21 protein-coding genes and 4 tRNA genes are annotated in these 25,344 nt (G+C 57.4%); 10 read left to right on the top strand and 15 right to left on the bottom strand.

What is annotated here, in order from left to right:
• Positions 1-11: 11 nt before the first annotated feature.
• The 5 genes from yacG to pilB all read right to left on the bottom strand — a co-directional run bounded on the left by yacG (position 12) and on the right by pilB (position 4,807).
• Positions 12-209: a DNA gyrase inhibitor YacG gene (yacG, locus tag PSK12I2_RS0122675; protein ID WP_007160931.1), complete on the bottom strand. Its 198-nt coding sequence runs from the start codon at positions 207-209 to the stop codon at positions 12-14.
• Complete coding sequence (coaE, locus tag PSK12I2_RS0122670) at positions 206-817, bottom strand: dephospho-CoA kinase (protein WP_027600203.1); 612 nt, start codon at positions 815-817, stop codon at positions 206-208. Before coaE ends, yacG begins: the two co-directional genes overlap by 4 nt.
• The gene (locus PSK12I2_RS0122665; RefSeq protein WP_027600202.1) at positions 814-1,686 is read right to left on the bottom strand and encodes an A24 family peptidase; all 873 of its coding nucleotides are present in this window, start codon (positions 1,684-1,686) and stop codon (positions 814-816) included. Before PSK12I2_RS0122665 ends, coaE begins: the two co-directional genes overlap by 4 nt.
• Positions 1,686-2,903: a type II secretion system F family protein gene (locus PSK12I2_RS0122660; RefSeq protein ID WP_027600201.1), complete on the bottom strand. Its 1,218-nt coding sequence runs from the start codon at positions 2,901-2,903 to the stop codon at positions 1,686-1,688. The genes PSK12I2_RS0122665 and PSK12I2_RS0122660 overlap by 1 nt, the downstream gene beginning before the upstream one ends.
• A 209-nt stretch (positions 2,904-3,112) precedes the next feature.
• The gene (gene pilB, locus PSK12I2_RS0122655) at positions 3,113-4,807 is read right to left on the bottom strand and encodes a type IV-A pilus assembly ATPase PilB (RefSeq protein ID WP_027600200.1); all 1,695 of its coding nucleotides are present in this window, start codon (positions 4,805-4,807) and stop codon (positions 3,113-3,115) included.
• Positions 4,808-5,019: 212 nt separating this feature from the next.
• Here pilB and PSK12I2_RS24765 point away from each other — a divergent pair, with 212 nt between their 5' ends.
• The 4 genes from PSK12I2_RS24765 to PSK12I2_RS24750 are packed head-to-tail and all read left to right on the top strand — an operon-like array spanning position 5,020 to position 8,880.
• Entirely contained in the window at positions 5,020-5,490 is a 471-nt protein-coding gene (locus PSK12I2_RS24765; RefSeq protein WP_027600199.1) for a pilin, read from the top strand.
• The gene (locus PSK12I2_RS24760; protein ID WP_177324670.1) at positions 5,468-7,087 is read left to right on the top strand and encodes an O-antigen ligase; all 1,620 of its coding nucleotides are present in this window, start codon (positions 5,468-5,470) and stop codon (positions 7,085-7,087) included. The genes PSK12I2_RS24765 and PSK12I2_RS24760 overlap by 23 nt, the downstream gene beginning before the upstream one ends.
• A gap of 1 nt (position 7,088) precedes the next feature.
• Entirely contained in the window at positions 7,089-7,982 is an 894-nt protein-coding gene (locus PSK12I2_RS24755; RefSeq protein WP_084222133.1) for a glycosyltransferase family 2 protein, read from the top strand.
• Positions 7,951-8,880: a glycosyltransferase gene (locus PSK12I2_RS24750; RefSeq protein ID WP_084222132.1), complete on the top strand. Its 930-nt coding sequence runs from the start codon at positions 7,951-7,953 to the stop codon at positions 8,878-8,880. Before PSK12I2_RS24755 ends, PSK12I2_RS24750 begins: the two co-directional genes overlap by 32 nt.
• 61 nt (positions 8,881-8,941) lie before the next feature.
• On the opposite strand, the gene PSK12I2_RS0122645 is transcribed toward PSK12I2_RS24750, so the two are convergent.
• Entirely contained in the window at positions 8,942-9,940 is a 999-nt protein-coding gene (locus PSK12I2_RS0122645; protein ID WP_027600198.1) for an SDR family oxidoreductase, read from the bottom strand.
• A gap of 290 nt (positions 9,941-10,230) precedes the next feature.
• Here PSK12I2_RS0122645 and PSK12I2_RS0122640 point away from each other — a divergent pair.
• The 6 genes from PSK12I2_RS0122640 (at position 10,231) to cyoE (ending at position 15,484) form a co-directional block, all read left to right on the top strand.
• Positions 10,231-10,306: transfer RNA gene (locus tag PSK12I2_RS0122640), tRNA-Thr, on the top strand.
• Between the two features lie 406 nt (positions 10,307-10,712).
• Entirely contained in the window at positions 10,713-11,636 is a 924-nt protein-coding gene (cyoA, locus tag PSK12I2_RS0122635) for a ubiquinol oxidase subunit II (RefSeq protein ID WP_007160924.1), read from the top strand.
• A gap of 3 nt (positions 11,637-11,639) precedes the next feature.
• Complete coding sequence (gene cyoB, locus PSK12I2_RS0122630) at positions 11,640-13,628, top strand: cytochrome o ubiquinol oxidase subunit I (RefSeq protein WP_007160923.1); 1,989 nt, start codon at positions 11,640-11,642, stop codon at positions 13,626-13,628.
• A 4-nt stretch (positions 13,629-13,632) separates the two neighbouring features.
• Positions 13,633-14,247, top strand: coding sequence for a cytochrome o ubiquinol oxidase subunit III (locus tag PSK12I2_RS0122625; protein ID WP_027600197.1), 615 nt, complete (start codon positions 13,633-13,635; stop codon positions 14,245-14,247).
• The gene (gene cyoD, locus PSK12I2_RS0122620; protein ID WP_007160921.1) at positions 14,247-14,585 is read left to right on the top strand and encodes a cytochrome o ubiquinol oxidase subunit IV; all 339 of its coding nucleotides are present in this window, start codon (positions 14,247-14,249) and stop codon (positions 14,583-14,585) included. The genes PSK12I2_RS0122625 and cyoD overlap by 1 nt, the downstream gene beginning before the upstream one ends.
• Before the next feature lie 11 nt (positions 14,586-14,596).
• Positions 14,597-15,484 (top strand): heme o synthase, encoded by an 888-nt coding sequence (gene cyoE / locus PSK12I2_RS0122615; RefSeq protein WP_244950634.1) that lies wholly within the window; start codon positions 14,597-14,599, stop codon positions 15,482-15,484.
• 70 nt (positions 15,485-15,554) lie between these two features.
• On the opposite strand, the gene PSK12I2_RS24745 is transcribed toward cyoE, so the two are convergent.
• The 9 genes from PSK12I2_RS24745 to clpB all read right to left on the bottom strand — a co-directional run bounded on the left by PSK12I2_RS24745 (position 15,555) and on the right by clpB (position 25,320).
• Positions 15,555-19,484, bottom strand: coding sequence for a pilus assembly protein (locus tag PSK12I2_RS24745; RefSeq protein WP_244950633.1), 3,930 nt, complete (start codon positions 19,482-19,484; stop codon positions 15,555-15,557).
• Entirely contained in the window at positions 19,481-20,095 is a 615-nt protein-coding gene (locus tag PSK12I2_RS0122605; RefSeq protein ID WP_027600195.1) for a PilX N-terminal domain-containing pilus assembly protein, read from the bottom strand. The genes PSK12I2_RS24745 and PSK12I2_RS0122605 overlap by 4 nt, the downstream gene beginning before the upstream one ends.
• The gene (locus PSK12I2_RS0122600) at positions 20,092-20,880 is read right to left on the bottom strand and encodes a PilW family protein (RefSeq protein ID WP_027600194.1); all 789 of its coding nucleotides are present in this window, start codon (positions 20,878-20,880) and stop codon (positions 20,092-20,094) included. The genes PSK12I2_RS0122605 and PSK12I2_RS0122600 overlap by 4 nt, the downstream gene beginning before the upstream one ends.
• Before the next feature lie 3 nt (positions 20,881-20,883).
• Complete coding sequence (gene pilV / locus PSK12I2_RS0122595; protein WP_027600193.1) at positions 20,884-21,480, bottom strand: type IV pilus modification protein PilV; 597 nt, start codon at positions 21,478-21,480, stop codon at positions 20,884-20,886.
• Complete coding sequence (locus PSK12I2_RS0122590; protein WP_027600192.1) at positions 21,481-22,014, bottom strand: GspH/FimT family pseudopilin; 534 nt, start codon at positions 22,012-22,014, stop codon at positions 21,481-21,483. It abuts the gene before it with no gap.
• Between the two features lie 335 nt (positions 22,015-22,349).
• A tRNA-Lys gene (locus PSK12I2_RS0122585) sits at positions 22,350-22,425 on the bottom strand.
• Between the two features lie 5 nt (positions 22,426-22,430).
• Positions 22,431-22,507, bottom strand: a tRNA-Pro gene (locus tag PSK12I2_RS0122580).
• Positions 22,508-22,517: 10 nt separating this feature from the next.
• A tRNA-Asn gene (locus PSK12I2_RS0122575) sits at positions 22,518-22,593 on the bottom strand.
• Positions 22,594-22,755: 162 nt separating this feature from the next.
• A complete protein-coding gene (clpB, locus tag PSK12I2_RS0122570) occupies positions 22,756-25,320 on the bottom strand; it encodes an ATP-dependent chaperone ClpB (protein WP_027600191.1) in 2,565 nt (854 codons plus the stop codon).
• Positions 25,321-25,344: the final 24 nt, after the last annotated feature.

The following is a 25,344-nucleotide window of genomic DNA, read 5'->3' as shown; positions in this document are numbered from 1 at the left end:
GAAGGCGCGCCCTAGTGGCCGCGCCGATTGAGGTCTTCCGAATAGAGATCGTCTTCGAGCTCGTTGCCGGGGATGGCGTGCTCTTCCGCCGCCCAGGCACCTAGGTCGATCAGTTTGCAGCGGTCGGAACAGAAGGGCCGGTTGGCGCTCTTCTCGCTCCATTCCACAGGTGCGCCGCAGGTGGGGCAGTCCACGGTAAGAGTGCTCATGCTTGGCCTCCGTCAAGGGTCAGATAAAAGGAATGCAGGCGCTCCACCTCGGCGTGGAGCGCAGCAAGATCGCCGTCGTTGCAGATGACGTCATCCGCCTTGGCCAGCCGCTCGGCGCGCGGCAACTGCGCCGCGAGGATGGCCCGCACCTGGTCTTCGTCCACCCCGTCACGACGTGTGGCTCGTTCGAGCTGCAACGCTTCCGGCGCGTCTATCACCAGTCCTCGCCGGACCAGGGCCCGCTGTCCGGATTCGAACAGCAGCGGCGATACCAGGATGGCATAGGGCGACTCGGCACCAGCCAGGGCCGCCAGGATTTCCTGGCGAATGAGGGGATGCAGCAGGGCTTCCAGCCAGCGCCGCTCGGCCGGATCGGCAAAGATCGCGGCTCGCAGCGCCGCTCGATCCAGGCTGCCATCCGGCTGCAAGACAGCGGGCGAAAAATGCCCGGCGATCTCGGCCAACGCCGGTCGTCCCGGCTCCACCACCCAACGGGCGGCCTGGTCGGCGTCGACACAGGTGATGCCTAACTGGGCGAAATGCTCGGCAGCGGCGCTCTTGCCACTGCCGATGCCCCCGGTCAGGCCGAGGGTCCAGGCAGAAGTCATCGGAATCCGGCGAAGTTCAGGTACAGGCCGGTTATTTGATCACCCCAGAGCAAGGCAATCCACCCCGCCACGGCGAGATAGGGACCGAAGGGCAAGGGCGTGCTGCTTTCCGCCCGCCGCAGCCGCAGGGTGATGACGCCCAGAATGGCGCCCACCAGCGATGACAGCAGGATGGTCAACGGCAGGATCTGCCAACCGCCCCAGGCGCCAAGCAGCGCCAGCAGCTTGAAGTCGCCATAGCCCATGCCTTCCTTGCCGGTCACCAGACGGAACAGCTGGAATACCAGCCACAGACTCAGATACCCCACCACCGCGCCCCAGACGGCATCGCCGAGGTTGGTGAACAGCCCGAACTGATTGGCGATCAGACCCAGCCACAACAGCGGCAGCACGATGACATCCGGCAACAGCTGGTGATCGGCGTCGATTAGACTAGCCGCCAGCAGCCCCCAAGTCAGCAGCAGAAAAGCGCCGCCCTGCCAGGTCACGCCCAGATGCCAGACGACCCAGGCGGACAATAGTCCACAGGCCAGCTCGACCAGTGGATAGCGCAGGCTGATAGAGGCATCACAGCCTTTGCAGCGACCGCGCAGGAGCAGATAACTCAGCACCGGCACATTTTCCCAGGGCCGCACGGCGCGCTGGCAGTGAGGGCAGCGAGAAGCAGGCCGCGCCAGGTTGAAAGGGACCCCCTCCGCCTCGGCCGGCAGCTCCAGCACTTCACGCGCCTCCGCCTGCCAATCCCGCCTCAGCATCATTGGCAGGCGATAGACCACCACATTGAGAAAGCTGCCTACCAGCAACCCCAGGGCCAGCGCGCACAGCACGGCAGCCAGCGGAGCGCCGGCCAGGAATTCCAGAAGTACCATTAGACGACGTTGCCGAGCTGGAAGATGGGCAGGTACATGGCAATGATCAGACCACCGACCAGAATCCCCAGGACCGCCATGATCATCGGCTCCATCAGGGTGGTGAGGTTGTCGACCATGTTGTCGACCTCGTCCTCATAGAAGGTCGCGACCTTGGACAGCATCTCGTCCAGCGAGCCCGACTCCTCACCAATGGCCGTCATCTGGATGGCCATCGAAGAGAACACCCCGGTGGTACGCATGGAGAAGTTGAGCTGCATACCGGTGGATACATCGCCCTTGATCTTCTCCACGGCGTTGCGGAACACCACGTTGCCGGTCGCACCCGCCACCGAGTCCAGGGCATCCACCAGCGGGACACCCGCTGCGAAGGTAGTTGCCAGGGTCCGGGCATAACGGGCAATGGCCGATTTGTAGAGAATGGAGCCGATCAGCGGGATCTTCAGCAATGCACGGTCGACCGCGTCGCGGAATTTTTCCGATTTCTTGTAGAAGTGGCGAAGGACGAAAGCCAGCACAAAGAGCCCGCCCAGTACCAGCAACCACCACTCCTGCAAAACCTCGGAAATCGCGATGACCATAAGGGTAAAGGCCGGCAACTGAGCCCCGAAGCCCTCGAACACCGATTGGAATTGAGGCACTACCTTGATCAGTAGGATGGCAGACACGATGACCGCGACGACGATCACCGCCGCGGGATAGGTCATGGCCTTCTTGATCTTCTTTTTCAACGCCTCGGTCTTTTCCTTGTAGGTGGCTACCCGATCCAGCAAGGTCTCCAAGGCACCCGATTGCTCACCAGCATCCACCAGGTTGCAATAGAGGTCGTCGAAATACTGCGGCTGCTTGCGCAACGAGTTGGCCAGGCTATTACCGGCGGCGACGTCCTGCTTGATGTCGTCGACCAGCTTGCGCATGTTGGGATTGTCGAAGCCCTCGCCGATGATGTCGAAGGCCTGCAGCAGGGGCACACCGGCGCTCATCATGGTCGCCAGCTGTCGGGTGAACAGGGCGATATCCATGGGCTTGATCTTCTTGCCCTTGCCGAACAGCGACACTGACTTTTTGCGCACCCGGGTCGGATTGATGCCCTGCTTGCGCAACTGCGCCTTGATCAGGGCAGGATTCAGGCCCGTCATCTCGCCTTTCACCTTGGTCCCTTTGCGATCGGTCCCCTCCCAGGTGAAGCTGCCCATCTTGATAGCTTTATCGGCCATGGCCTCGACTCGTCAAAGGCTCGGCCCGCGGTGGCGAGCCCGTCAAAAGAATGCTCTATGTAGAGCCGGTTGCGGCTTTAAAGGCAAGCATCGCGCCAAACAGCGACAGTCGCCGCGCCCCGACGTATCCGAGGCTTGCAGCGATGATCGACCAACGCTCCGATCAAGTCCCCTCTCCCTCCGGGAGAGGGCTAGGGTGAGGGAAGCCGTTAATCCTTGGTGACCCTATTGATCTCTTCCAGACTGGTAATCCCCTGCATCGCCTTCACCAGCCCCGACCGCCGCAGATCATTGAAGCCCTCTTTGCGCATCCGCGTCGCGATCTCGATGGAGTTGCCCTCCTCCATGATCATCTGCTGCAGCGCCGGCGTGATCTTTACTACCTCGTAGATCCCCACTCGGCCGCGATAGCCCGCATTACAGTCTTCGCAACCGATGGGTTGGTAAAGAGTGAAGCTGCCGATCTCTTCCTCGCGAAAACCTTCGGCCAGCAGCGCCTCACGCGGCACCTCATGGACTCGCTTGCACTTGCTGCACAGCTTGCGCGCCAAGCGCTGGGCGATGATGAGATTGACCGAGGTCGCCAGGTTGAAGGCCGGCACGCCCATATTCCGCAGACGCGTCAGGGTTTCCGCCGCGCTGTTGGTGTGCAGGGTCGACATCACCATGTGGCCGGTCTGGGCTGCCTTGATGGCGATCTCTGCCGTTTCCAGATCCCGGATCTCACCCACCATGATCACGTCGGGATCCTGACGCAGGAAGGCCCGCAACGCCTGAGAGAAGTCGAGTCCCTGACGCGGGTTGACGTTGACCTGGTTGATACCTTCCAGGTTGATTTCCACCGGATCCTCCGCCGTGGAAATATTGATGTCTTCGGTATTGAGGATGTTGAGGCCGGTATAGAGAGATACCGTCTTGCCCGAACCGGTCGGCCCGGTCACCAGGATCATGCCCTGGGGCTGCTTGAGTGCCTGCAGATAGAGCTCTTTCTGCACATCCTCGTAGCCCAGGGCATCGATCCCCATCTGGGCACTGGACGAATCCAGGATCCGCATCACGATCTTCTCGCCCCAGAGGGTGGGCAGGGTATTGACCCGGAAGTCGATGGACTTGGTCTTGGACACCTTGAGCTTGACCCGGCCATCCTGGGGTTTGCGCCGCTCGGAGATATCCATATTGGACATCACCTTGAGCCGCGCCGAGATCCGCGACACCAGCTGCACGGGCGGCCGCGCCGCCTCGTGCAGGACACCGTCGGTACGAAAGCGTACCCGGTACATCTTTTCATAGGGCTCGAAGTGCAGGTCGGACGAACCCTTCTTGATGGCATCCAGTAGCATCTTATTGACGAACTTCACCACGGGCGCATCATCGGCGTCGGTACCCGCAACGGCTTCCTGAGGACGATCACCACCCTCGGTCTCCAGATCGAGATCGATATCGCCCAGGTCCAATCCACCCGTGCCGGTGTCCAGATATCGCTCGATGGCCTGGTGCAGCTTGTCGTCTTCAACCAGCACGACTTCGACCGCCAGCTTGCTGCCAAAGGACACATCATTGATGGCTTGCTGGTTGGTGGGGTCAGAGAGCGCGATGAAAAGCTTGTTGCCTCTCTTGCTCAGCGGCAGGAAATGATGCTGCTGCATCAACTTCTCGTTGACGATGTCCTTGGGTAGCTGCTCCTTGTCGATGGCCGACAGGTCGAGAAAGGGCACACCGAACTCCTGAGCAGCCAATTCAGCCAGAGGCCGGCTTTGCACCAGACGCTGCTGAACGAGATAGGTCACCAGCGGCACCTTGGCCTGCTTGGCCTTGACCACTGCCTGCTGCGCTGCCGCCTCCGCTAGCAACTGCGCATCCACCAACTGGCGCGCCAGTCCCGACAGCATCACCGTCTCGTTCATCGTCATTCCTACCCTTGGCTACAACAGGCGTTATAGCACCCCCTAGACCGCCCGCAAAATGGCGCCAGACAGCTGACATTTTTTGTCACGTGCTGCCCTTTTATTGACGTCCACCACAAAGAAAACGTGTTGCAGTCGCCACTTTTCTTTGGCACGGCCTGTGCTATACCTCAAACAGGCACGTTGGCCTGATCCAACCTCGGAGATTTGGAATGAAAGCTCAAAAAGGCTTTACCTTGATCGAACTGATGATCGTGGTCGCGATCATTGGTATTTTGGCGGCGGTAGCACTTCCGGCATATCAAAATTACACTACCAGAGCAAAGGTTTCTGAGGCAGTTCTAGCAGTCTCAGCATGCCGCACGGCAGTAACTGAAGCATCTCAAACTGGTTTCGCGTCCACCCCTACAGCCGATGGCTTTGGGTGTGGCGAAAGTTCTAGCGCAAAATCTCGATACGTTTCCGCGCTGCATACAACCGCTGCTGGCGCCATTAGCGCAACGCTTCAAAACATCAGCAGTGATGTTAATGGCAAAGTCATTACACTAACCCCCTACACTGATGCAAGCATGGCAACTGCAGCCACTAGTTCGACCTATGTGTCTGGCACAAATACTCCAATTCTTTCTTGGAAGTGCACCTCTGACGCAGCATCTACTTATGTACCTGCAAGCTGCAAATAAAGTCAGAAATAAAAAATGGTTTGCCATCCGGCAAACCATTTTTTTTAAAAACCCTAACAGCTGCTTACTATATATATCACTTTTAACCCTATCCGCCTCTTGGCTACTTCCAAACCATAGCTATCCTTTATCTAGCATCCTTCAAGATCTTACTGCATTCCTCGCGATTTCCATAGCACTACTGAGCCTACCAAAACTTCAAATACCCACTGAATCATTAGTAGTTTTTTTCGTAGCACTAATACCTATTGCTCAATTTTTCTCTGGAACCATAAAGCTTTTTGGAGATGCGTTAAATTCATCCCTATTCATATTCCTCCTATGCATATCGATTGTCATTGGACACAGCTTAAGGCAAAAAGAAGCTGACTGCAAAACTGCACAAGAAAGAATATCCTATTACATACTAGCATCCGGAATACTTTGCACATATATACAAATCAGGCAATGGCTTAATATTCCCGGAAACATATACATAGTGGACCTACCCCCTGCAGGACGTCCCTTCGCCAACTTTGCACAACCGAACAATCTTGCAACGTTTCTCTGCTTGAGCCTAGCGTCTAACTGGCTGCTGTTCAAAGAAAACAAACTATCACGCGAGTTCGCCTTCTTTTTAGCCCTCATCCTGATATTCGGAATAGCTCTAACACAGTCCAGAACCTCTTGGATTACGTTACCGCTATTATTTACCCTTCTAGCAGCTAATGGCAGTAAAAAAACAGCATTATTTTTGGCAATATACTACATATTCATCTCCACGCTAACTCCATCAATAAGCAAAATTTTACTCCTCGAATCTGAGAGCATACTCTCAAGAGCAGTCCAATCTCAGAGGCTATTGATATGGAAGCCGCTATTTGAGATGACTTTACATTCCCCTCTAGTGGGGTATGGCTGGAATCAAATCCCAGTTGTTCAACTAGAATACTCAGATAAAATAAAGACAGGTTTCATTTTTAATTACAGTCATAACTTATTTTTAGACCTACTACTATACAACGGCATCCCCCTCGGCTTGACACTGATTGCCTTGATATTTATAGGATACGCGCTCCGCATAAAGCAAAACAAAACAGGCACAAACACCTACTCGTTAGTATGCATAACCGCTATAGGAATCCATTGTCAACTAGAGTTTCCTCATGCCTATGCATACTTTATAGTACCCTTTGGTCTTTTTTGGGGGCTCTCATCAAGTAGCAAAACAATACTAAACCTCCCTCGACCTGTACCAATCTTACTCTCGGCACTGATCATCGCCACTACAATTAAGGCTTGGACAGAATATGTCGAAGTAGAACAAAATTTTTTAACGCTCAGAATGCAACACGCAAAGATAATAACGGCCGAACCTCAAGCAATGAGCAGCGGAATATTTTTTTCTGAACTAAAAGCCTATTATAGCTTTATAAACAGCCCAGAAGACAAGATGCTAAATAAAAGCGAAATCGATAAAGCCGAATTCATCAGCCATCGATTCCCTTTCGATTACACCATGAAAAAACTAATAAGAATTCTTAACAAGAACAATCTGCCGAGCGAAGCAAAGATGCAAGAAGAAAAGCTTAAAAATATTACCTCAGGAGATCCCTGAGATGAAAAAAAATTTTAGTTATGCCGTTATAGTTGTGACTCACCACCCTGATATAAGTTTACTAAAAAACATTATTGATACTGTCAAAGACCAAGAACTCATAATAATAGACAACAACAGCAGGAACATAGAGGAAATAAAAAAATTAGCTCTCCCTAGAATAGTAAATGATAGAAATCTCGGCTTGGCTCATGCACAAAACCAGGCAATAGGAATAGCCGCCCAAGAGAAATTCGACGCTCTTATATTTTTTGACCAAGATAGTAAGATTTGCAAAAGCATGATAGACAATCTGATTACAGATTTCGAATCACTGCAGAGCGTTAAGATTGCGGCTATAGGCCCTACGCTAAAGTCCAAGTCCAACGACGGATATCTATACCCTCATATTTTAATATCTAGAAAAGGACTTTTACACAAAAAAGCACTATCGCCCCAACTCGATCCGGTAAAAGTATCCATCATCATATCCTCCGGAATGCTGATAAAAATGTCGGCAATGATGGACATAGGCACCATGGATGAAGATCTATTCATTGACTTTGTTGACACCGAATGGTGTTTAAGAGCACTGAGCAAAGGTTATTCCATATACCAATCAAAAAACTCGACACTGCTGCACGACATAGGTGAAGATTGCATAACCATTGCGAACATTAAGATCCCTATCCATTCCCCAGAAAGAAGATATTACCGAATAAGAAACCCCCTCATACTTATCAAAAAAAGCCACATACCGAAGCTGCTTGTTATTAGAGAAATAATTACATTCATCATTCATCAAAGCATAATAGTGACCACACAAAAAAATAGAACCAAGTACCTTTATCACGGCGCTAGAGGATTAGCCGACGGTATAATATATGCTGCAAAAAGAAGAAATAAAACCCTATAGTGTCGCGGTATTACTCGCCGCAAAAAACGGTGCGCGCTGGCTCCCCCAACAAATCAGGAGTATTCTGGCTCAAAAAAAAGTAGACATAAGCCTGTACATAAGCATCGATCATTCTGATGACAATACGAGCGAAATAGCTGAGCAATATGCCGCAACGGACAGCAGAATAACCATAATAAGGCATACGCAACACTTTGGCACCGCTGCAAAAAATTTCTTTTTCCTCTTGGAATCTGCAGAACTTTTTATCAAAAAAAAATCACACTCTTACATATCATTTGCAGATCAAGATGACATCTGGAGCGAAGAAAAAACTTACGAAGCCATTTGCATATTAGAAAAACAAAGAGCGTCCGGCTACTCAAGCAATGCTACCGCTTATTGGGAAAATGGCAGAACAAAGAAAATCATAAAATCATATCCCCAAAAGCAATGGGACCATTTTTTCGAAGCCGGAGGCCCAGGCTGCACTTATGTATTTTCGAGAAAGTTATATGAAGGATTCTTGCTACATCTTAGGGCCCATAGATCACTGTTGGAGCAGCTCAATTCTCATGACTGGGCCGTATACGCATACTCAAGAGCAACTGAAAACAGCTGGTACATAGACGAAAGAAGTTTTTTACTTTACAGACAGCATCAAAACAATGCGCTAGGAGCAAATATCGGACTTCTAGCAGCCTTTCGGCGAATAAAGCAGCTTAGCTCGGGAGAATATCTGAGGAAGGTACGACTGCTTACAGAACTTCATAAAGACTCCAACAAGGATCTCTTTGAAAAACTGAACACAAACGAAACATCCTTGTTTACGTTGAAAAATGTCAAAAAAATGAGACGCAGCCCCTATGATCAAGCCTTACTTTTTCTATTTTCCGTCACGAGACTATTAAAAAAATAGTACAACCAATTACAGATTATAAATCTCGGTTACTTTTTATTCTTGTGGTTACTGAATTCTGTCAAGGCATCCCCTTCCCCCCAAACGCCCCCACCACCGTCCCCGTACTAAAACTCGCATCTTCTTCGGCCAGCGCCACATAGAGCCCCGCCAACTCCGCTGGCTGCCCTGCCCTCCCCAGCGGCGTGTCCTGCCCAAACTCCTTCATCTGCCCTTCCAACTGACCACCCGCCACCTGCAGCGGCGTCCACACCGGACCCGGCGCCACGGCGTTGACACGGATGCCCTTCTTGGCCAGTTGCTTGGCCATGCCCTTAGTGAGGTTGAGAATGGCGGCCTTGGTCGAGGCGTAGTCGATGAGTTCTTCACCGGGATCGTAGGAATTTACCGAGACGGTATTGATGATGCTAGCGCCCGGCGGCAGGTGCGGGATGGCGGCCTTGCTGAAGCGGAAGACGTGATAGACGTTGGTCTTGAAGGTGCGGTCGAATTGTTCGTCGGTGATCTCGAGGATGTCGGCCTTGCTCTGCTGGTAAGCCGCATTGTTCACCAGCAGGTCCAGGCCGCCGAGTTGCTGGATGGCCTTGCTCACGACGTCTTCACAGGCTTCCTGGGTACGGATGTCAGCCGGCAGGGTGATGGCCTTGCGACCAGCGTCCCTGATCAGCTTGACCACCTCCTGGGCGTCGGACTCTTCGGAAGGATGGTAGTTGATGGCCACATCCGCCCCTTCCCGGGCAAAGGCGATGGCTACGGCGCGGCCGATGCCGCTGTCGCCGCCGGTGATGAGGGCCTTGCGCCCGGCCAGGCGACCCGAGCCGTGATAGCTGGTCTCGCCATGGTCAGGACGCGGCTCCATCTTGCTGGTGAGCGCCGGCCATTCCTGGCGCTGCTCCTTGAATGGCTCGCGGGTGTACTTGGTGCGCGGGTCCTGCAGTGGCTTGGCGGGACGAGTCGCGCTGCTGCCCTCCTGGGCGACGGCAGCGCCCGAAGCGGCGGCGGCGAGCCCCACGGCGGAGCCGACGAGCACGTTACGACGGGTAAGGGAGTAATCGGTCATCGAGGCTCTCCGCATGGGCAGCTATCTAGTGGCAGGATCTTGGGGTCGAAGCTGCGGCAAGGCTGGATCCGCGAAGGTTTAGGTATGACGACTCCCGTAAAGGTTTCCCGAATGAATGCCGCCCTGACCACTGACCTTCGCGCGCAACAATCACGTCAGGCCGAGAAGCCTTGACGAATCGCGAAATCAGCGGCGGGCAGCAGTGCGACACATCGCCACAGGGCTTGGCACAGGCACGACGACCAGGCTTGCACAGCAGATGACCGAAGACTTATCATTGAAAGCTTCGTGCCGGTGTAGCTCAGTTGGTAGAGCGGCGCATTCGTAATGCGAAGGTCGTAGGTTCGACTCCTATCTCCGGCACCATCCTTCTGCTTCTTCCCTCCTCGCTCTTTTCAAAGCCTTCAAGGCCTTAGCCGCCTTGGATCGCGCCTTTCTGCGCCCCTTTCCGATCTGCGCCCTGCGTGCGAGCCGACCGCAAACGCCGGAGCAAACTGGCGACTCCCTGTCCCTCGGCTACTCTTACCCAGCGCATGACAGTGCCTTACACCGCCTGATTTCGGCTTGCTTGACGGGCGGCAACACCTGAACAGCGGCTGACCAAAGGGTCGAATATCCAGCCCCTCTGTGGCACCATACCGCGCTGCGAAATCCCGCAATTTCTGCAATCCATCAGCCTGCCGCACGGATGCCTGTCCGTTGCGGAGCATGAGGCTGGCGACAGGCACGTTGAGAGAATAACCACGATGAGCCGCTCTACTGAGGTCGTGAGATGAAACTAACGAAGTATCTAAAACCAACCGGTTGGCTTCTGGCCGGTGCCGCCGCGCTGCTGCTCAGCGGGTGCGACGCCGTGCTGCTGGACCCGAAAGGCTCCATCGGCGTGCAAGAACGCAACCTCATCTACACAGCGTTCGGCCTCATGCTGATCGTGGTGATCCCGGTCATCGTGATGACCTTCCTGTTCGCCTGGAAGTACCGCGCTACCAACAAGGAAGCCAAGTACACTCCGAACTGGGCTCACTCCTACAAGATCGAAGCCGTGGTCTGGCTGGTCCCCCTGGCCATCGTGGTGTTCCTGAGCATCCTGAACTGGAAGACTTCCCACGAGCTGGATCCCTTCAAGCCGCTCGACCATTCCGAGCAGCCGCTGGTGATCGAAGCGGTCTCGATGGACTGGAAATGGCTGTTCATCTATCCCGAGCAAGGCATTGCCTCGGTGAACGAGATCGCCATCCCGGTGAATCGTCCGGTGCAGTTCAAGATCACCTCCGAGTCGGTCATGAACACCCTGTCGATCCCAGCCCTGGGCGGCATGATCTACGCCATGTCCGGCATGCAGAGTCAGCTGCACCTGATCGCCGATCATCCCGGCGAATTCGAAGGTCGCTCGGCCAACTACAGCGGCGCCGGCTTCTCCGACATGATCTTTGCCGTGCACGCGGTACCCACCGCCGGTGATTTCGACGCCTGGGTAAACAAGGTCAAGCAGTCGGGTGGCAAGACCCTGGACCAGGCGAGCTACACCGAGCTGGCCAAGCCCAGCGAGAAGCAGCCGGTCGCCTACTACTCGACGGTCGAGCCGGATCTGTTCAGAACGGTCATCAAGAAGTTCATGAAGTCCGACTTCAGCAAGCAGACCGATCACGTGATGGACATGAGCCAGCACGGCGGTCAACACGGTACCGAGGAATAAGTCATGTTCGGTAAATTAACTCTCGCGGATATTCCGTATCACGAGCCGATCATTCTCGTAACGTTCATCGTGGTTGCCTTGGGCGGCCTGGGACTGGTGGGAGCGATCAGCTACTTCGGCAAGTGGGGCTACCTCTGGAAAGAGTGGCTGACCACCGTCGACCACAAGAAGATCGGCGTGATGTACTTCATCGTCGCCCTGATCATGCTGCTCCGTGGCTTCTCCGACGCCATCCTGATGCGTAGCCAGCAGGCCATCGCCTCCGGCGGCGCCGAGGGCTACCTGCCACCCCATCACTACGACCAGATCTTCACCGCCCACGGCGTGATCATGATCTTCTTCGTGGCGATGCCGTTCGTGGCCGGCCTGATGAACGTGGTGACCCCGCTGCAGATCGGTGCCCGCGACGTGGCCTTCCCCTTCCTGAACTCGCTGAGCTTCTGGCTGTTCGTGGCCGGTGCCGTGCTGATCATGATGTCGCTGTTCGTGGGCGAATTCGCCGCGACCGGCTGGGTGGCCTATCCGCCGCTGTCAGGCATCCAGTACAGTCCAGGCGTAGGGATGGACTACTACATCTGGGCGCTTCAGCTCTCCGGTATCGGTACAACCCTGACCGGCGTCAACTTCTTCGTGACCGTGCTGAAGATGCGTACCAAGGGCATGACCCTGATGCGCATGCCGATCTTCACCTGGACCTCCTGGTGTACTGCCATTCTGATCATGGCAGCCTTCCCGATCCTGACCGTGACCCTGGCGCTGCTGACCCTGGACCGTTACCTGGGCTTCCACTTCTTCACCGCGGAAGCCGGCGGCAACCAGATGATGTACACCAACCTGATCTGGGCCTGGGGCCACCCCGAGGTATACATCCTGATCCTGCCGGCCTTCGGCGTGTTCTCGGAAGTGACCTCCACCTTCAGCAAGAAGCGTCTGTTCGGCTACGTCTCGATGGTCTGGGCAACGGTAGCCATTACCGTGCTGTCCTTCATCGTCTGGCTGCACCACTTCTTCACCATGGGCTCGGGCGCTAACGTCAACGCCTTCTTCGGCATCGCGACCATGATCATTGCGATCCCGACAGGGGTGAAGATCTTCACCTGGCTGTTCACCATGTATCAGGGCCGCATCCAGTTCACCTCGCCGATGCTCTGGACCCTGGGCTTCATCGTGACCTTCAGCATCGGCGGCATGACCGGCGTTCTGCTGGCGGTACCGGGTGCCGACTTCGTGCTGCACAACAGCCTGTTCCTGATCGCCCACTTCCACAACGTGATCATCGGCGGCGCCGTGTTCGGCTACTTCGCCGGCATGATCTACTGGTTCCCGAAGGTCTTCGGCTTCAAGCTGAACGAGAAGCTGAACAAGCAGGCCTTCTGGTGCTGGCTGATCGGCTTCTATGTCGCCTTCATGCCGCTGTACATGCTGGGCTTCATGGGCATGACCCGTCGTCTGAACCACTACGACAACCCCGACTGGCACCCCTTCCTGGTGACCGCCGCCATCGGCGCCGGCATCATCGCCCTGGGTATCCTGAGCCAGCTGTGGATGTTCTACGTCAGTATCCGCGACCGCAATCTGCCGGAGAACGTGGACGTGACGGGCGATCCGTGGGATGGCCGTACCCTGGAATGGTCGACCTCTTCGCCGCCGCCCTTCTACAACTTCGCTGAAGTGCCGGAAGTGCACGACATCGACGCCTACTGGGGCATGAAAGAGAAAGGCATCACCGAGAAGAAGGATGCGGACTACAAGCAGATCCACATGCCGCGCAACACGGGCGCCGGTATCGTGATCAGCCTCTTCGCCCTGATCCTTGGCTTCGCCCTGATCTGGCACATCTGGTGGCTGGCCATCGCCAGCTTCGTGGGCTGCATCGTCACTGCGGTCGTCCGCAGCTACGACGACGACGTCGACTATTACGTACCAGCGGAAGAAGTGGCACGCATTGAAACCGCGCGCATTCAGTCCCTGGCGAAATTGAAGCAGGCCTAACCCAATGGCGAATCAAGTTATGCATAACGAAGTCGCCCATGCCGAGGAGCATGGGCACCACGACGCCGGATCGATGAAGACGTTCGGCTTCTGGTCCTACCTGATGACCGACTGCATTCTGTTCGGGACGCTGTTCGCGACCTATGCAGTCCTGAGCGGGGCCCATGCCGATGGCCCCTCCCAGAAGGACATCTTCGAACTGTCGTTCGTCCTGGTCGAAACCTTCCTGCTGCTGTTCTCCAGTATCACCTACGGCTTCGCCATGATTGCCCAGCATCATGGCAGCAAGGGTGGCGTCCTGGGTTGGCTGGCGGTTACCTGGCTGTTCGGTGCCGGCTTCATCGGCATGGAACTCTATGAGTTCAACCATCTGATCCATGAGGGCTATGGTCCGGATCGCAGTGCCTTCCTATCCGCGTTCTTCGCCCTGGTCGGTACCCACGGTCTGCACGTGAGCTCGGGTCTGATCTGGATGATCGTGTTGATGCTGCAGATCTCCTCCAAGGGTCTGACCACCACCAACGTGACCCGCCTGTCGTGCCTGAGCCTGTTCTGGCACTTCCTGGACATCATCTGGATCTTCGTCTTCACCATCGTCTATCTGATGGGGGTGCTGTAATGGCGCACGACCATAACGCCCACGGGCATACCGCCGAGAGCCATGGCACTTTCAAGAGCTACATGGTCGGCTTCATCCTGTCGGTCATCCTGACGGTCATTCCCTTCGGCCTGGTGATGTTCCCCACCTTCTCCAAGGGCGCGACCCTGGCGATCGTGGTGATCATGGCGGTGGTACAGCTGCTGGTGCACCTGTACTTCTTCCTGCACCTGAACACCTCCGAAGAGCAGCGTTGGAACGTGATCTCCTTTGGTTTCACCGTGGTCATCGTCGGTATCTTGGTCGTGGGATCCCTGTGGATCATGTACCACATGCACCAGAACATGATGATCCACTGAACCGGGCCGACGTGATGATCAAGAAGTACCTTCTCGTGACGAAGCCGGGCATCATCTTCGGCAACCTGATCTCGGTTGCCGGCGGGTTCTTCCTGGCTTCCAAAGGGAGCATCGACCCGCTGTTGCTGCTGGCGACGGCTATCGGGGTGTCGTTGGTCATTGCTTCCGGCTGTGTGTTCAACAACGTGATCGATATGGACATCGATCAGAAGATGGAAAGAACCCGCAATCGTGCGCTGGTCCAGGGCACGATCTCCTCGAAGGTGGCGCTGGCCTATGCCACCCTCCTCGGCCTGGCCGGGGTGGGACTGCTGTACGTGGCGACCAATGCGGTCGCCACCGCCTTCGCGGTGATGGGTTTCGTGGTGTACGTAGGGCTCTACAGCCTCTGGCTGAAGCGCACCTCGGTATACGGCACCCTGGTCGGCAGCCTGTCCGGTGCCGCACCGCCGGTGATCGGCTACTGCGCCTCCAGTGGCCAGTTCGACAGTGGCGCTGCGGTGCTGCTGCTGATCTTCTGCCTCTGGCAGATGCCGCACTCCTACGCCATTGCCATCTTCCGTCTCAAGGACTACACCGCGGCCTCGATTCCGGTCCTGCCGGTGGCCAAGGGGATCTCGGTGACCAAGCGTCACATCGTCTGGTACACCGTGGCCTTCATGGCCGCCACCCTGCTGCTGACCGTGCTCGGCTACGCCGGCTACGTCTATCTGGCAGTGGCCGCCGTGATCGGCGCCTGGTGGCTGCGTCTGGCCTTCATGGGTTATCAGGCCGAGAACGATGTCCAGTGGGCACGCAAGCTGTTCGGGTTCTCCATCATCGCCATCACCGCCCTGAGCGTCATGATGTCGGTGGACTTCCAGATCCCGGGCGACGTGCTGCTGACCTACGCACGCTGAGACGCACCGTTCCATGAAAGAGCCCGGCCCAGTGTCGGGCTTTTTCATGCCTGCGTGAAAGCTGCTGCCGTTAGTCCTGGTTGGTGATGACGCGCCAGGTCTGGCGGCGGCTGGGATTGGGCGGTAAAGGAGGAGAAGGATCCGGACAGTTCGCACCAACGCAGGAGGATCCATATGTGGAAAGGTCTGCATAGGTCCCACCTATGCTGCCGCCGTTACTCCCATAGAGAAACGGCACGATCCCACCCATCAGACCATCTAACTGGATACGTCCATAAACCGAATCTGAGCCTAGATTAAACAAGCCTCTGTTATTGCCGCCAGTGTAGGGATCCAAAGCGTAGAGATAGGTAGTGACCCCGCTGGTGCAGGCATCGGTGCTAGGTATCAGAGAGCTCATCAACAGGGTGCCACTGAGTAACTGCGGCTTGTTGATCACCAGCTCACCGTTGAGGGATAGATTAAGGAACCAGCCCCGTTTGCCGGTGGGGGCGGTGGCCGGGTCATACCAGCTTACCGAAGTAGTGGAGACAGTATTGGCCGTACTGGTGACGCTGGATCCGACAGAGCTGGTGTAGCTGATGCGCTGATCGCTGCCCAAAGTTTGTTGCTGTAGATCGGCAGTGGTCAGCGGCGGAGTACTACCAGCTGCCGAACCATTGGTTTGTCGATCCCAGATGCCATAGAGAGTCATGGCCTTACTGGTATTAGCAACAGCATCATTGACTTCGAGGTATTTGCCGGTGCCGAAAAGGACCAAATGGCCCGTTCCACTTGGGTGGGTAATCACTAAAGGACTTGCCGTGATCGGCTGGACTAGGTTGGTGGTACCTCGCGCGACGCTACTGGCTTGGGCGGTATATAGCGGCCGACGACCGAAAGAAACTGCCGAATTGTCAACCGAGCCTGTTTCAGCTGAATAGGAGCCAAAAAGATCAAAGCGCCATAAATTACCCTGCAAGTCACCAGCGTAGGCGTAGTCGGCTATCAAGTCGCCATCGATATCTGCTACGAATGGCGATCCCAGACCGTTTGGTTGCCCCCCCGAAACCGGAGGAGTGAGTTGCTTGACAGTACCTTTTTGCAGATCAATCAGAAGCAAAGCGGCAATATCGTTAATGCCTTTTGTATTAGTACTATTATAGCCATTACCAATAATCACCGCCCAGCGCCCTGATTGCAGGCGAGTTATTACAGGGCGACCATAAGTAAAACCCAGATCAGCATAACCGGCATCGGCGGCCGTCTTCTCCCACAGTAGTACCGGGACGTTTGGATCCGTTATATCTAAAGCAAAAATACTTTGCCCACCTCCACGAAGCGTTCCAACTAAAACGGTACGCCAGCCGTCGATATAGGCGTCTCCCACAACTGGTGTATTATCGACAAAAGACTGATGACCACCACCGTTATAGCTACGCTCAGTCAGTCGGGTAAGATTGCCTATAACGGCGCTAGGGACGAAGGCATAGACCTCCTGCCCCTGATCATCGAAGGCATGCAGCATGCCGTCGTTGGCCCCTACATAGATGCGTCGTGCCCGGGACGCATTTTTAGTGCGAAAGGTCGCGTAGGTATCGTTGCCTACCATCGCGTTCATCAGGGCGATGGGGCTGTTGGGAACGTCCACCACCACCGGCGAGGAGTTCACGATATCACCGAGGATATGGCTGCGCGGCCGCAGTGACGGCGCGGCCCCGGGCGCCTCCAGACTGCGATCCCCCCGCAGATAATCCACTCGACGACTGCCATAGGTGTCGATGGCACCGCCCGATGTCTTATTGAGACTGGCCTGTTGATCGGCGTTCAGATTCGCCCAGGCGAAATCGGTCAGGGCACCTCCCTTGGCCATGTACACCTTACGGTTGGTGATAGCGCTATTGCCGGTCGCGAAGCGGGTATCGAGCTGCTGCGCTGCACTCCAGATCCGCGTACGGGTCGTGGCGGTACGCTGGTACTTGATGACGTCCCCGCTCCAGTCGGCACTGGAGAAGGATGGGACATAGGCAAAGAGCGCAGTGGTGTCTCCTACCTGGGTAGGGGAAACGGTCTGGCTGGCACCGACACTGGTGGATTGGGTAATGCGCGTGACCACCTTGCCAAGGGAGGTGATCAGGTCGCTGGCGTTCTCGGCGCTAAAGAACTCACCCCGCGAGTTGATCGCGGCGTGCCAGAGATCATAGACGTTGTTCTGATTGACCGAGTTGTCCGCCCCGGCCACTGGCCAGGCCGTGGTACCTGCCGCCAATCCCGCATAGCCACCGGAAAAGGTATCACCACCCCAGGCCGGATTGACCAGGGAGCTGCTCAGCCCAATGCCGACGTAAAAGCCGGTGAGATGCTGCCAGGTCGCCGGATCGTTACGCGGATTCCAGTAAGGGGGCAGCGTTCGGGCGCCCTGGATCTCGCCGGTGCTGACCGTATTGTAGGGAGGCACCTTGTTGTCCAGGTTGGGCTGGGCATCGGTACGCCAGTAGAGAAAGGCCAGGTCTGCAAGAGTGCTGGAGGTACCGTCCTGGAACGGCGCCTGGAGGGAGTACTGCTGGCCGTCCGGGAAGGTTGCGGCGGTACCGTCGACATTGCCGGAATTCAGCGCAGAGTTCCAGATACCATCGGTCACCACCAGACTGTAGCTGGCACGACACCCATAGACCGGCGCTTCGCTACTACCTGGCTGAAAAGCATAGGGGCTTTCACTGCCCGTGGTCTTGAGCAGTTCGCCAACCCGGGCGACCGCCTGGAGCAGGGGCGTGCTCTGGTTGTAGTAGACATCGCCCAGCCAGGTGAAGAAAGCCGCCCGGTGCGCGCCTGTAAAGGGCCGCAGGCGATTGTCGTAGGCGGCCGGACTCGAGTTGCCTATGCCGCGGCAGTTGGCATTGGCTGTCACCAGAATGCAGCTGTCGCTGGTGCCAAGTGCCTGCCAACCTAGCCGGATATTTTCCGAGGCATCTGCCAAAGCCAGATTGGTCGCGGTCTGAGCCGCCAAAGCGCGGCTACGATAGAAGGAATACCAGTTGGCGAAATTCTGTCGCTCGTCCGTGCCATTGGGGCCGGAGGTGGGGCTAACCAGCACCCGCCTGTAGCAGCCATCGGACTGCAGAGTGGCGGGAAGGCAGGTACTGAGCGCCGTATCGTAGAGATAGTAATAGGCCTGTACGCCGGTAATGGCAGCAGAGACGTTGGTGTTGGCTGTGATCGTATAGTTGACCGAAGAAATCACCCCGAGCAGCCCATAGTTCACGTTGCGGGTACAGGTAACGTTGCTGTAGGTAACGGTCGGCGTATTAGCGATGCTCGCGCTACAACCACCATTAAGCGCCGCCCCGGTCAGTAAGCGCTGCAGCAAAGAGGCGTCGCTGATACTGACCTGAGCGCCATTCACGTTCTCGGTGAAGCCAGCACCCAGCAGAATGTTGAGCAGCGTGAGGGTGCCATAGGTCGAACTGGTGCCACGGTAGGTGCCGCTACTGAAAAAATCCTGGGAAGGATTCTCGGCCAACATGCTCGGACTATTGTTCTGCAACCCTGGATTGCCATATGCATTGCCCCGGGCCACATTGGGATCGGTGGTGACCAAATTAGGGTTGTAACTCCAGCTTACCCGGTAATCGGTGGACAGATTGACGCTGCCCAAGCCGGGTCGATAGCCATTGACGTAGGCACTGGTGAAGCTGGTAGTAAGGCGCGTACGGGTCAAGCCACCCGTATCGCTGTAGCTCACGGCATAGGGCGCGGGATAAGTGATTGCTGGGTTGTAGTAGAGGCTGTTAAAGGCTGCGGACTTGGCACGCCGCGTCGGGCGGATGGCATCGGTATTGGACGCATCCGGCACTACCGCCATCTGCATGCTTGTGGAGTTATCCAGGGTTACGAACAGATTGGGGCCCACGCTGTTGGTCAGGAACAGGGGCTGCTGACTGAGATTCAGAGCCGCGGCCTGGACGCGGTCTACACCTACCAGAGCTATCAGAGTGACGACTCCCAGTACGACTCGACTCATGGCACCTCCAGCAAGACGACGCTCTGCAAGATCACCGGGAAGCGCCTACCACGGTCCTGCGCGACGGCCGTCACCCGGAATAGATTGGTGGCTGGCGCCGAGACATCGACCGAGCTACTGCCGATGGCGGTCACTACCCAACGGGGTATCTGCGCGAAGGAAGCGCTGCCATCGGAGCCACGATAGGCGACCGTACGCGCCGTGGGCGCCAGGAGATCGTCCTGATTCGGCTGCAGCGCCGCGACAGCCCAGGCCTGGGTCAGGGCGCTGGTATTGAGGTCGCTGGCCTTGGTCAGGATGCACAGGTCACCGCTAGGGGGTTTGGCGAACGCCTTGCTCAAGTTAGGCACGCTATCCAGGCAGCTAGCGAAACCCGTACTGAACGCCGTGAAGGATGGCTGCTGACTGAGCGCCACCAATCGCCGCTCACCTTCGCGCAACGCCGCCTCCGCGGCATTGAAGGCCTGGGTATTTTCCAGGGCAGCGCCGCCGCTGCGGGCCTGCAGCAAGGTCTGACGCATGGTCGAAGCGGCCAGCAGCGACAGCAGCAATAACATCACAAGAGCAATCAGCAAGGTCGCACCGCGCTGACTGACGCTGACCCGACTCATAGCGCAAGATTCCTCAGGGTGACGGTACTCTGCAGTATCTGCATGGGTCGATTAGTCTCAGCGATCTGCAGCCCTGTCAGGGTTTTCCAGTTGGCAGCCACGTTGCTAGCCACTTCACTAGGCAGTGCCTCACGGGTGTTGAGTAGCGCCACGTAACGCACCGCGGGCGAATCTGCCTTGGGTGGAATGGACCAGCGAAAGTCCCGCAACCCCTGCACCAGGACCTCGCTACCTTTTGGGGTTAGAGTGCCATCTCGCTCGCTCCAGACCGTGCATCTCAGAGTGCCATCGCCTGGAATATCGCTTGCCGTATATCGCAGCATTATCAGGACATTACCGCCGGTGTTGAGATTCACCCGGGGAATGACATTACCCAGGCAATCCAAGTCCTTGCCGTCCAGCGCCCCCTGATAGCGAATGCAAACCCCGGTAGGCGCCTCGACGCTGTCCGTAGTCGCGCCAATGGTGACGCCAGGATCAAAGACAGGGCATTTGATGCCATCGACTGGATCTTCCTTGGAGTCAATCCTGGGAAAGGCTGCCTGCAGGCTACTCTGATAGCGGATATCAGCACGAAATCCGGTGCGCGCGAGTTGCCGATCGAGTAGCTGGAAGATCAACTGGGCGTTGTTGCGATTGCCGGTCTGGCCTTGCTGGAAGAGAAAACTGCGCTTGTTGTTGATATAGATCTGCGAGACGCCCAACACCAGAAAGGTACCCACGGTCAGGGCGATCATCATCTCGATGAGTGAAAAACCCTTCTGGCTACGCGACATGATGAGCATGGCCTACAGCTCCGAGCGCAAGGCGTAGTAGCAGACGCCCTTGGGACAATTCAGCGAATCGTTGCTGACGTCCTGCCAGGCAACCACCACCATCACCGGTGCCACCGCATTGGTCTCGCAGGCACCCAGCGGCGTCGTGTTGCCTGCAGGATCGCTGGACGGCAGTTTCGGTACGCCGGACGCCGGACACACCGCGAAACTGCTGGCAATCAGGGCGTCCGTCACGGGCAGTAGCGCCTTTACCTGATTCAGCCAGCACCCCAGATCCTGCCCGGCGACCGTTTCCCCGCCTGCAGAGCGATCCCGGGTCAGGCAGGTCTTGCCAGCATCGAGCGCCTTGGTGCGAAAGTTGGTACCAGGCTGCTTGATGTAGGCCCCGTCGATCTTAACCTTGTCGCTCGCCACCACCTGATCGCGATTGCTGCGCATCAACTCGAGCAGGTCGTTGGCCAATACCATGGCATTACTGCGCTGCACCGAATCCTGGGACAGCGCCACGCTGCGGGTCTGCAGGGCCACCATGCCCAGCACGCCGATGCAGATGATCACCAGACTGACCAGCACCTCGATCATGCTGACCCCCCCTTGCCAGCGCTTCATCTAGCTGCACCCCACGGCGCTGGCACGGCTAGGCGTATAGTCAGTCACAGTCAACACCCCGCCCTGACTGAGGGTGAATTGCTTGCCCTGGGTGAGCGCATTGGTAGCGCAAACGCGAATGGTGGCTTCACCGCTGAGTTTCAGGCTGCCATTGGGTTGGAAGGTCAGACTGGTCAGGGGGGTACCTCCCATGGATCCGGTTCCGTTGACGCCGTTACCCAGTCCCCCGCTGTACTGCCGCAAGACTTCGGCAGTGGGCAGCACCACCGTCTTGGCCGTGGTGATCCTCAGCGCGCCCATCCAGCCGTTGGCATCCTCCGGATCGGTGGTGACCACGACATTTACACCGCGACTCATGGCTTCGCTACGCGCGTAATAGAGGGCACGCTGCAACTCCCCCGCTGCCGCCTGGACACGGTTGCTTTGTACCAGACTCGCGAAGCCCGGCGCCGCCAGCGCCGTGACGATACCCAGCAGCGCTATGACGACCAGAACCTCGATGAGCGTAAAACCCAAGAGGCGCTTCGACTGCATCCCCACCGCCTGAAAACCCGTGACTTCACCTGATAGTAGTAAGGGCTCAGGCGACCGCTATGACCGGCTATCGCTTCGATAGGCGCGGGTAACCACCTGGATCAAGGCGTTTGCCGGAGATGGGCGAAATAGAGCACGGCGGAGGGAATCAAGGGCGTCAGACCAGAACACGGCCTGTTCCAGAGTCTGCTCGAAGCAGGGGAATTTGAGAGAGCAACTTAGCCCTGAGCCTTGTAAGGGTCGGCGCCTCACAGGCAGAGGGACCAGATCTCGGACAGAGAAAACGGCGCCCTGGAAACGCAAAAACCCTCCTTGCGGAGGGTTTCTGGTAAAAATGGTGGGTCGTGTAGGATTCGAACCTACGACCAATTGGTTAAAAGCCAACTGCTCTACCGACTGAGCTAACGACCCAAATATGGTCGGGGTAGGGGGATTCGAACTCCCGACATCCTGCTCCCAAAGCAGGCGCGCTACCGGGCTGCGCTATACCCCGAGAATGGAAGTGGCTCCGCGACCTGGACTCGAACCAGGGACCCAATGATTAACAGTCATTTGCTCTACCGACTGAGCTATCGCGGAATTTCGATCTTCCAACCCCTCTTACGTCAGTGCCTTTCGGGCTTTGCCGTAAGTGAGGTGCGCCATTTTACGGAAGTGGAAACAGACGTCAACACCTAGCCTGCTGTTTTTTCACAAATTTATACGAAAGGCCGGGCGACCCTGGGATCGCCCGCTCATTTCCTAGGCGAAGACGATCTCGTCGCCCTCTACCCTGCCCTCGATGCGGCTGTTCGGCGCGAAGGCACCCGAGAGGATGCGCTGGGCCAGCGGATTCTCGATCCAGCGCTGGATTGCCCGCTTGAGCGGACGGGCGCCGTAGACCGGGTCGTAACCCACCGCCACCAGCTTGTCCAAGGCCTCGGGCGATAGCTCCAGCTGCAGGTCACGCTCGGCCAGGCGCTGCCGCAGGTGCTGCAGCTGGATCTCGGCGATGCCGGCGATCTGCTCGCGCCCCAGGGGCTCGAACACCACCACCTCGTCGATCCGGTTGATGAACTCGGGGCGGAAGTGACTGGCCACCGCATCCATCACCGCGGCGCGCTGGGCATCGGGATCGCCGACCAGCTCCTGGATCTGCGCCGAGCCCAGGTTCGAGGTCATGACGATCACCGCATTGCGGAAATCCACGGTTCGACCCTGGCTGTCGGTCAGACGCCCGTCGTCGAGCACCTGCAGGAGGATGTTGAAGACATCCGGATGAGCCTTTTCCACCTCGTCCAGCAGGACCACCGAGTAAGGCTTGCGCCGCACGGCCTCGGTCAGGTAGCCGCCCTCTTCATAGCCGACATAGCCGGGCGGTGCCCCGATCAGGCGAGCCACGGAGTGCTTCTCCATGAATTCGGACATGTCGATGCGCACCATGGCGTCTTCGGTGTCGAAGAGAAACTCCGCCAGCGACTTGCACAATTCGGTCTTGCCCACCCCGGTCGGGCCGAGGAACAGGAAGGAACCGCTGGGACGATTTGGATCGGACAGCCCCGCCCGCGACCGGCGCACGGCATTGGCCACGGCGGTGACCGCCTCGTCCTGGCCGATCACCCGGTTGTGCAAGGCCTCTTCCATGCGCAAGAGCTTGTCACGCTCGCCTTCGAGCATCTTGCTGACCGGAATGCCGGTCCACTTGGAGACCACCTCGGCGATCTCGTCTTCGGTGACCTTGTTGCGCAAGAGCTGGTTGGCCGGCTTCTCGTGCTGGTCGACCATCTGCAGGCTGCGCTCCAGATCGGGAATGGTGCCGTACTGCAGCTCGGCCATGCGATTGAGGTCGCCCTTGCGGCGAGCGGCCTCAAGCTCAGTGCGCGCCTGTTCGATGCGCTGCTGCAACTGAGCGGAATCCTGGACCTCGGCTTTTTCCGCCTTCCAGACCTCTTCCAGATCGGCGTATTCCTGCTCGAGCCGTGCGATGTCCTCGTCGAGTTTTTCCAGTCGCTTGCGCGCGGCCTCGTCCTCTTCCTTCTTCAGCGCCTGACGTTCCACCTTGAGCTGGATCAGCCGGCGATCCAGGCGATCCAGGGCCTCCGGCTTGGAGTCGATCTCCATGCGGATGCGGCTGGCGGCCTCGTCGATCAGGTCGATGGCCTTGTCCGGCAGCTGACGATCGGTGATGTAGCGATGGGACAGCTTGGCCGCAGCGATGATGGCGCCATCGGTGATGGCCACCTTGTGGTGCACCTCGTAGCGCTCCTTGAGGCCACGCAGGATGGCGATGGTGTCTTCCTCGCTCGGCTCGTCCACCAGCACCTTCTGGAAGCGCCGCTCCAGGGCCGCGTCCTTCTCGATGTACTGGCGGTACTCGTCGAGGGTGGTGGCACCCACGCAGTGCAGCTCGCCACGGGCCAGGGCCGGCTTGAGCATGTTGCCGGCATCCATGGCGCCCTCGGCCTTGCCGGCGCCGACCATGGTGTGCAGTTCGTCGATGAAGAGAATGATGCGCCCTTCCTGCTTGGCCAGCTCGTTGAGCACACCCTTGAGGCGCTCTTCGAATTCGCCGCGGAATTTGGCGCCGGCGATCAGCGCGCCCATGTCCAGGGCCAGCAGGCGCTTGTCCTTGAGGCCGTCGGGCACTTCGCCATTGATGATGCGCTGGGCCAGGCCCTCGGCGATGGCGGTCTTGCCGACGCCGGGCTCACCGATCAGCACCGGGTTGTTCTTGGTGCGGCGCTGCAGGACCTGGATGGTGCGGCGGATCTCGTCGTCCCGCCCGATCACCGGGTCGAGCTTGCCGTCTTCGGCGCGCTTGGTGAGATCGACGGTGAACTTGTCCAGCGCCTTGCGGCTGTCTTCGGCATTGGGGTCATTGACCGCCTCGCCCCCGCGCAGGTTGTTGATGGCGTTCTCCAGCGCCTTGCGCGAGACGCCCTGCCCCAGCAGCAACTTGCCGAGGCGGGTGTTCTCGTCCATGGCGGCGAGCAGCACCAGTTCGCTGGAGATGAACTGGTCGCCCTTCTGCTGGGCCAGGCGGTCGGCCTGGTTGAGCAGGCGCGCCAGATCCTGGGACAGATTCACGTCGCCGGTGGGATTCTGGATCTTGGGCAGCTTGTCCAGCTCTTCGGCCAGGGTCTTGCGCAGGCTGGCGAGGTCGAAGCCGACCTGGCGCAGCAGCGGAGAAATGGAACCGCCCTGCTGGTCGAGCAGCGCGGAAAACAGGTGCAGCGGCTCGATGGCCGGGTGGTCATGGCCGACGGCCAGGGACTGGGCATCCGCCAGGGCGAGCTGCAATTTGCTGGTGAAACGGTCTATACGCATGGCAAGGTCCTATCTGAGACGCGG

The organism is Pseudomonas sp. MOIL14HWK12:I2, from assembly GCF_000510745.1.
GTDB classification, from domain to species: domain Bacteria; phylum Pseudomonadota; class Gammaproteobacteria; order Pseudomonadales; family Pseudomonadaceae; genus Chryseomonas; species Chryseomonas oryzihabitans.
Note: the sequence above shows the minus strand (reverse complement) of the source record. Positions and strands in the feature narration are given on the sequence as shown.

Bases quoted from the DNA above. Each gene is read 5' to 3' on its own strand.
- PSK12I2_RS0122590 (WP_027600192.1), bottom strand. From the start codon at position 22,014: ATGCAGTCGAAGCGCCTCTTGGGTTTTACGCTCATCGAGGTTCTGGTC.
- PSK12I2_RS24750 (WP_084222132.1), top strand. From the start codon at position 7,951: ATGCTGCAAAAAGAAGAAATAAAACCCTATAGTGTCGCGGTATTACTC.
- PSK12I2_RS0122600 (WP_027600194.1), bottom strand. From the start codon at position 20,880: ATGCTCATCATGTCGCGTAGCCAGAAGGGTTTTTCACTCATCGAGATG.
- yacG (WP_007160931.1), bottom strand. From the start codon at position 209: ATGAGCACTCTTACCGTGGACTGCCCCACCTGCGGCGCACCTGTGGAA.
- cyoA (WP_007160924.1), top strand. From the start codon at position 10,713: ATGAAACTAACGAAGTATCTAAAACCAACCGGTTGGCTTCTGGCCGGT.
- clpB (WP_027600191.1), bottom strand. From the start codon at position 25,320: ATGCGTATAGACCGTTTCACCAGCAAATTGCAGCTCGCCCTGGCGGAT.
- PSK12I2_RS24755 (WP_084222133.1), top strand. From the start codon at position 7,089: ATGAAAAAAAATTTTAGTTATGCCGTTATAGTTGTGACTCACCACCCT.
- pilV (WP_027600193.1), bottom strand. From the start codon at position 21,480: ATGAAGCGCTGGCAAGGGGGGGTCAGCATGATCGAGGTGCTGGTCAGT.
- cyoD (WP_007160921.1), top strand. From the start codon at position 14,247: ATGGCGCACGACCATAACGCCCACGGGCATACCGCCGAGAGCCATGGC.
- PSK12I2_RS0122660 (WP_027600201.1), bottom strand. From the start codon at position 2,903: ATGGCCGATAAAGCTATCAAGATGGGCAGCTTCACCTGGGAGGGGACC.
- PSK12I2_RS24745 (WP_244950633.1), bottom strand. From the start codon at position 19,484: ATGAGTCGAGTCGTACTGGGAGTCGTCACTCTGATAGCTCTGGTAGGT.
- cyoB (WP_007160923.1), top strand. From the start codon at position 11,640: ATGTTCGGTAAATTAACTCTCGCGGATATTCCGTATCACGAGCCGATC.
- pilB (WP_027600200.1), bottom strand. From the start codon at position 4,807: ATGAACGAGACGGTGATGCTGTCGGGACTGGCGCGCCAGTTGGTGGAT.
- PSK12I2_RS24765 (WP_027600199.1), top strand. From the start codon at position 5,020: ATGAAAGCTCAAAAAGGCTTTACCTTGATCGAACTGATGATCGTGGTC.
- PSK12I2_RS24760 (WP_177324670.1), top strand. From the start codon at position 5,468: ATGTACCTGCAAGCTGCAAATAAAGTCAGAAATAAAAAATGGTTTGCC.
- PSK12I2_RS0122605 (WP_027600195.1), bottom strand. From the start codon at position 20,095: ATGAGTCGGGTCAGCGTCAGTCAGCGCGGTGCGACCTTGCTGATTGCT.
- PSK12I2_RS0122645 (WP_027600198.1), bottom strand. From the start codon at position 9,940: ATGACCGATTACTCCCTTACCCGTCGTAACGTGCTCGTCGGCTCCGCC.
- coaE (WP_027600203.1), bottom strand. From the start codon at position 817: ATGACTTCTGCCTGGACCCTCGGCCTGACCGGGGGCATCGGCAGTGGC.
- PSK12I2_RS0122625 (WP_027600197.1), top strand. From the start codon at position 13,633: ATGGCGAATCAAGTTATGCATAACGAAGTCGCCCATGCCGAGGAGCAT.
- PSK12I2_RS0122665 (WP_027600202.1), bottom strand. From the start codon at position 1,686: ATGGTACTTCTGGAATTCCTGGCCGGCGCTCCGCTGGCTGCCGTGCTG.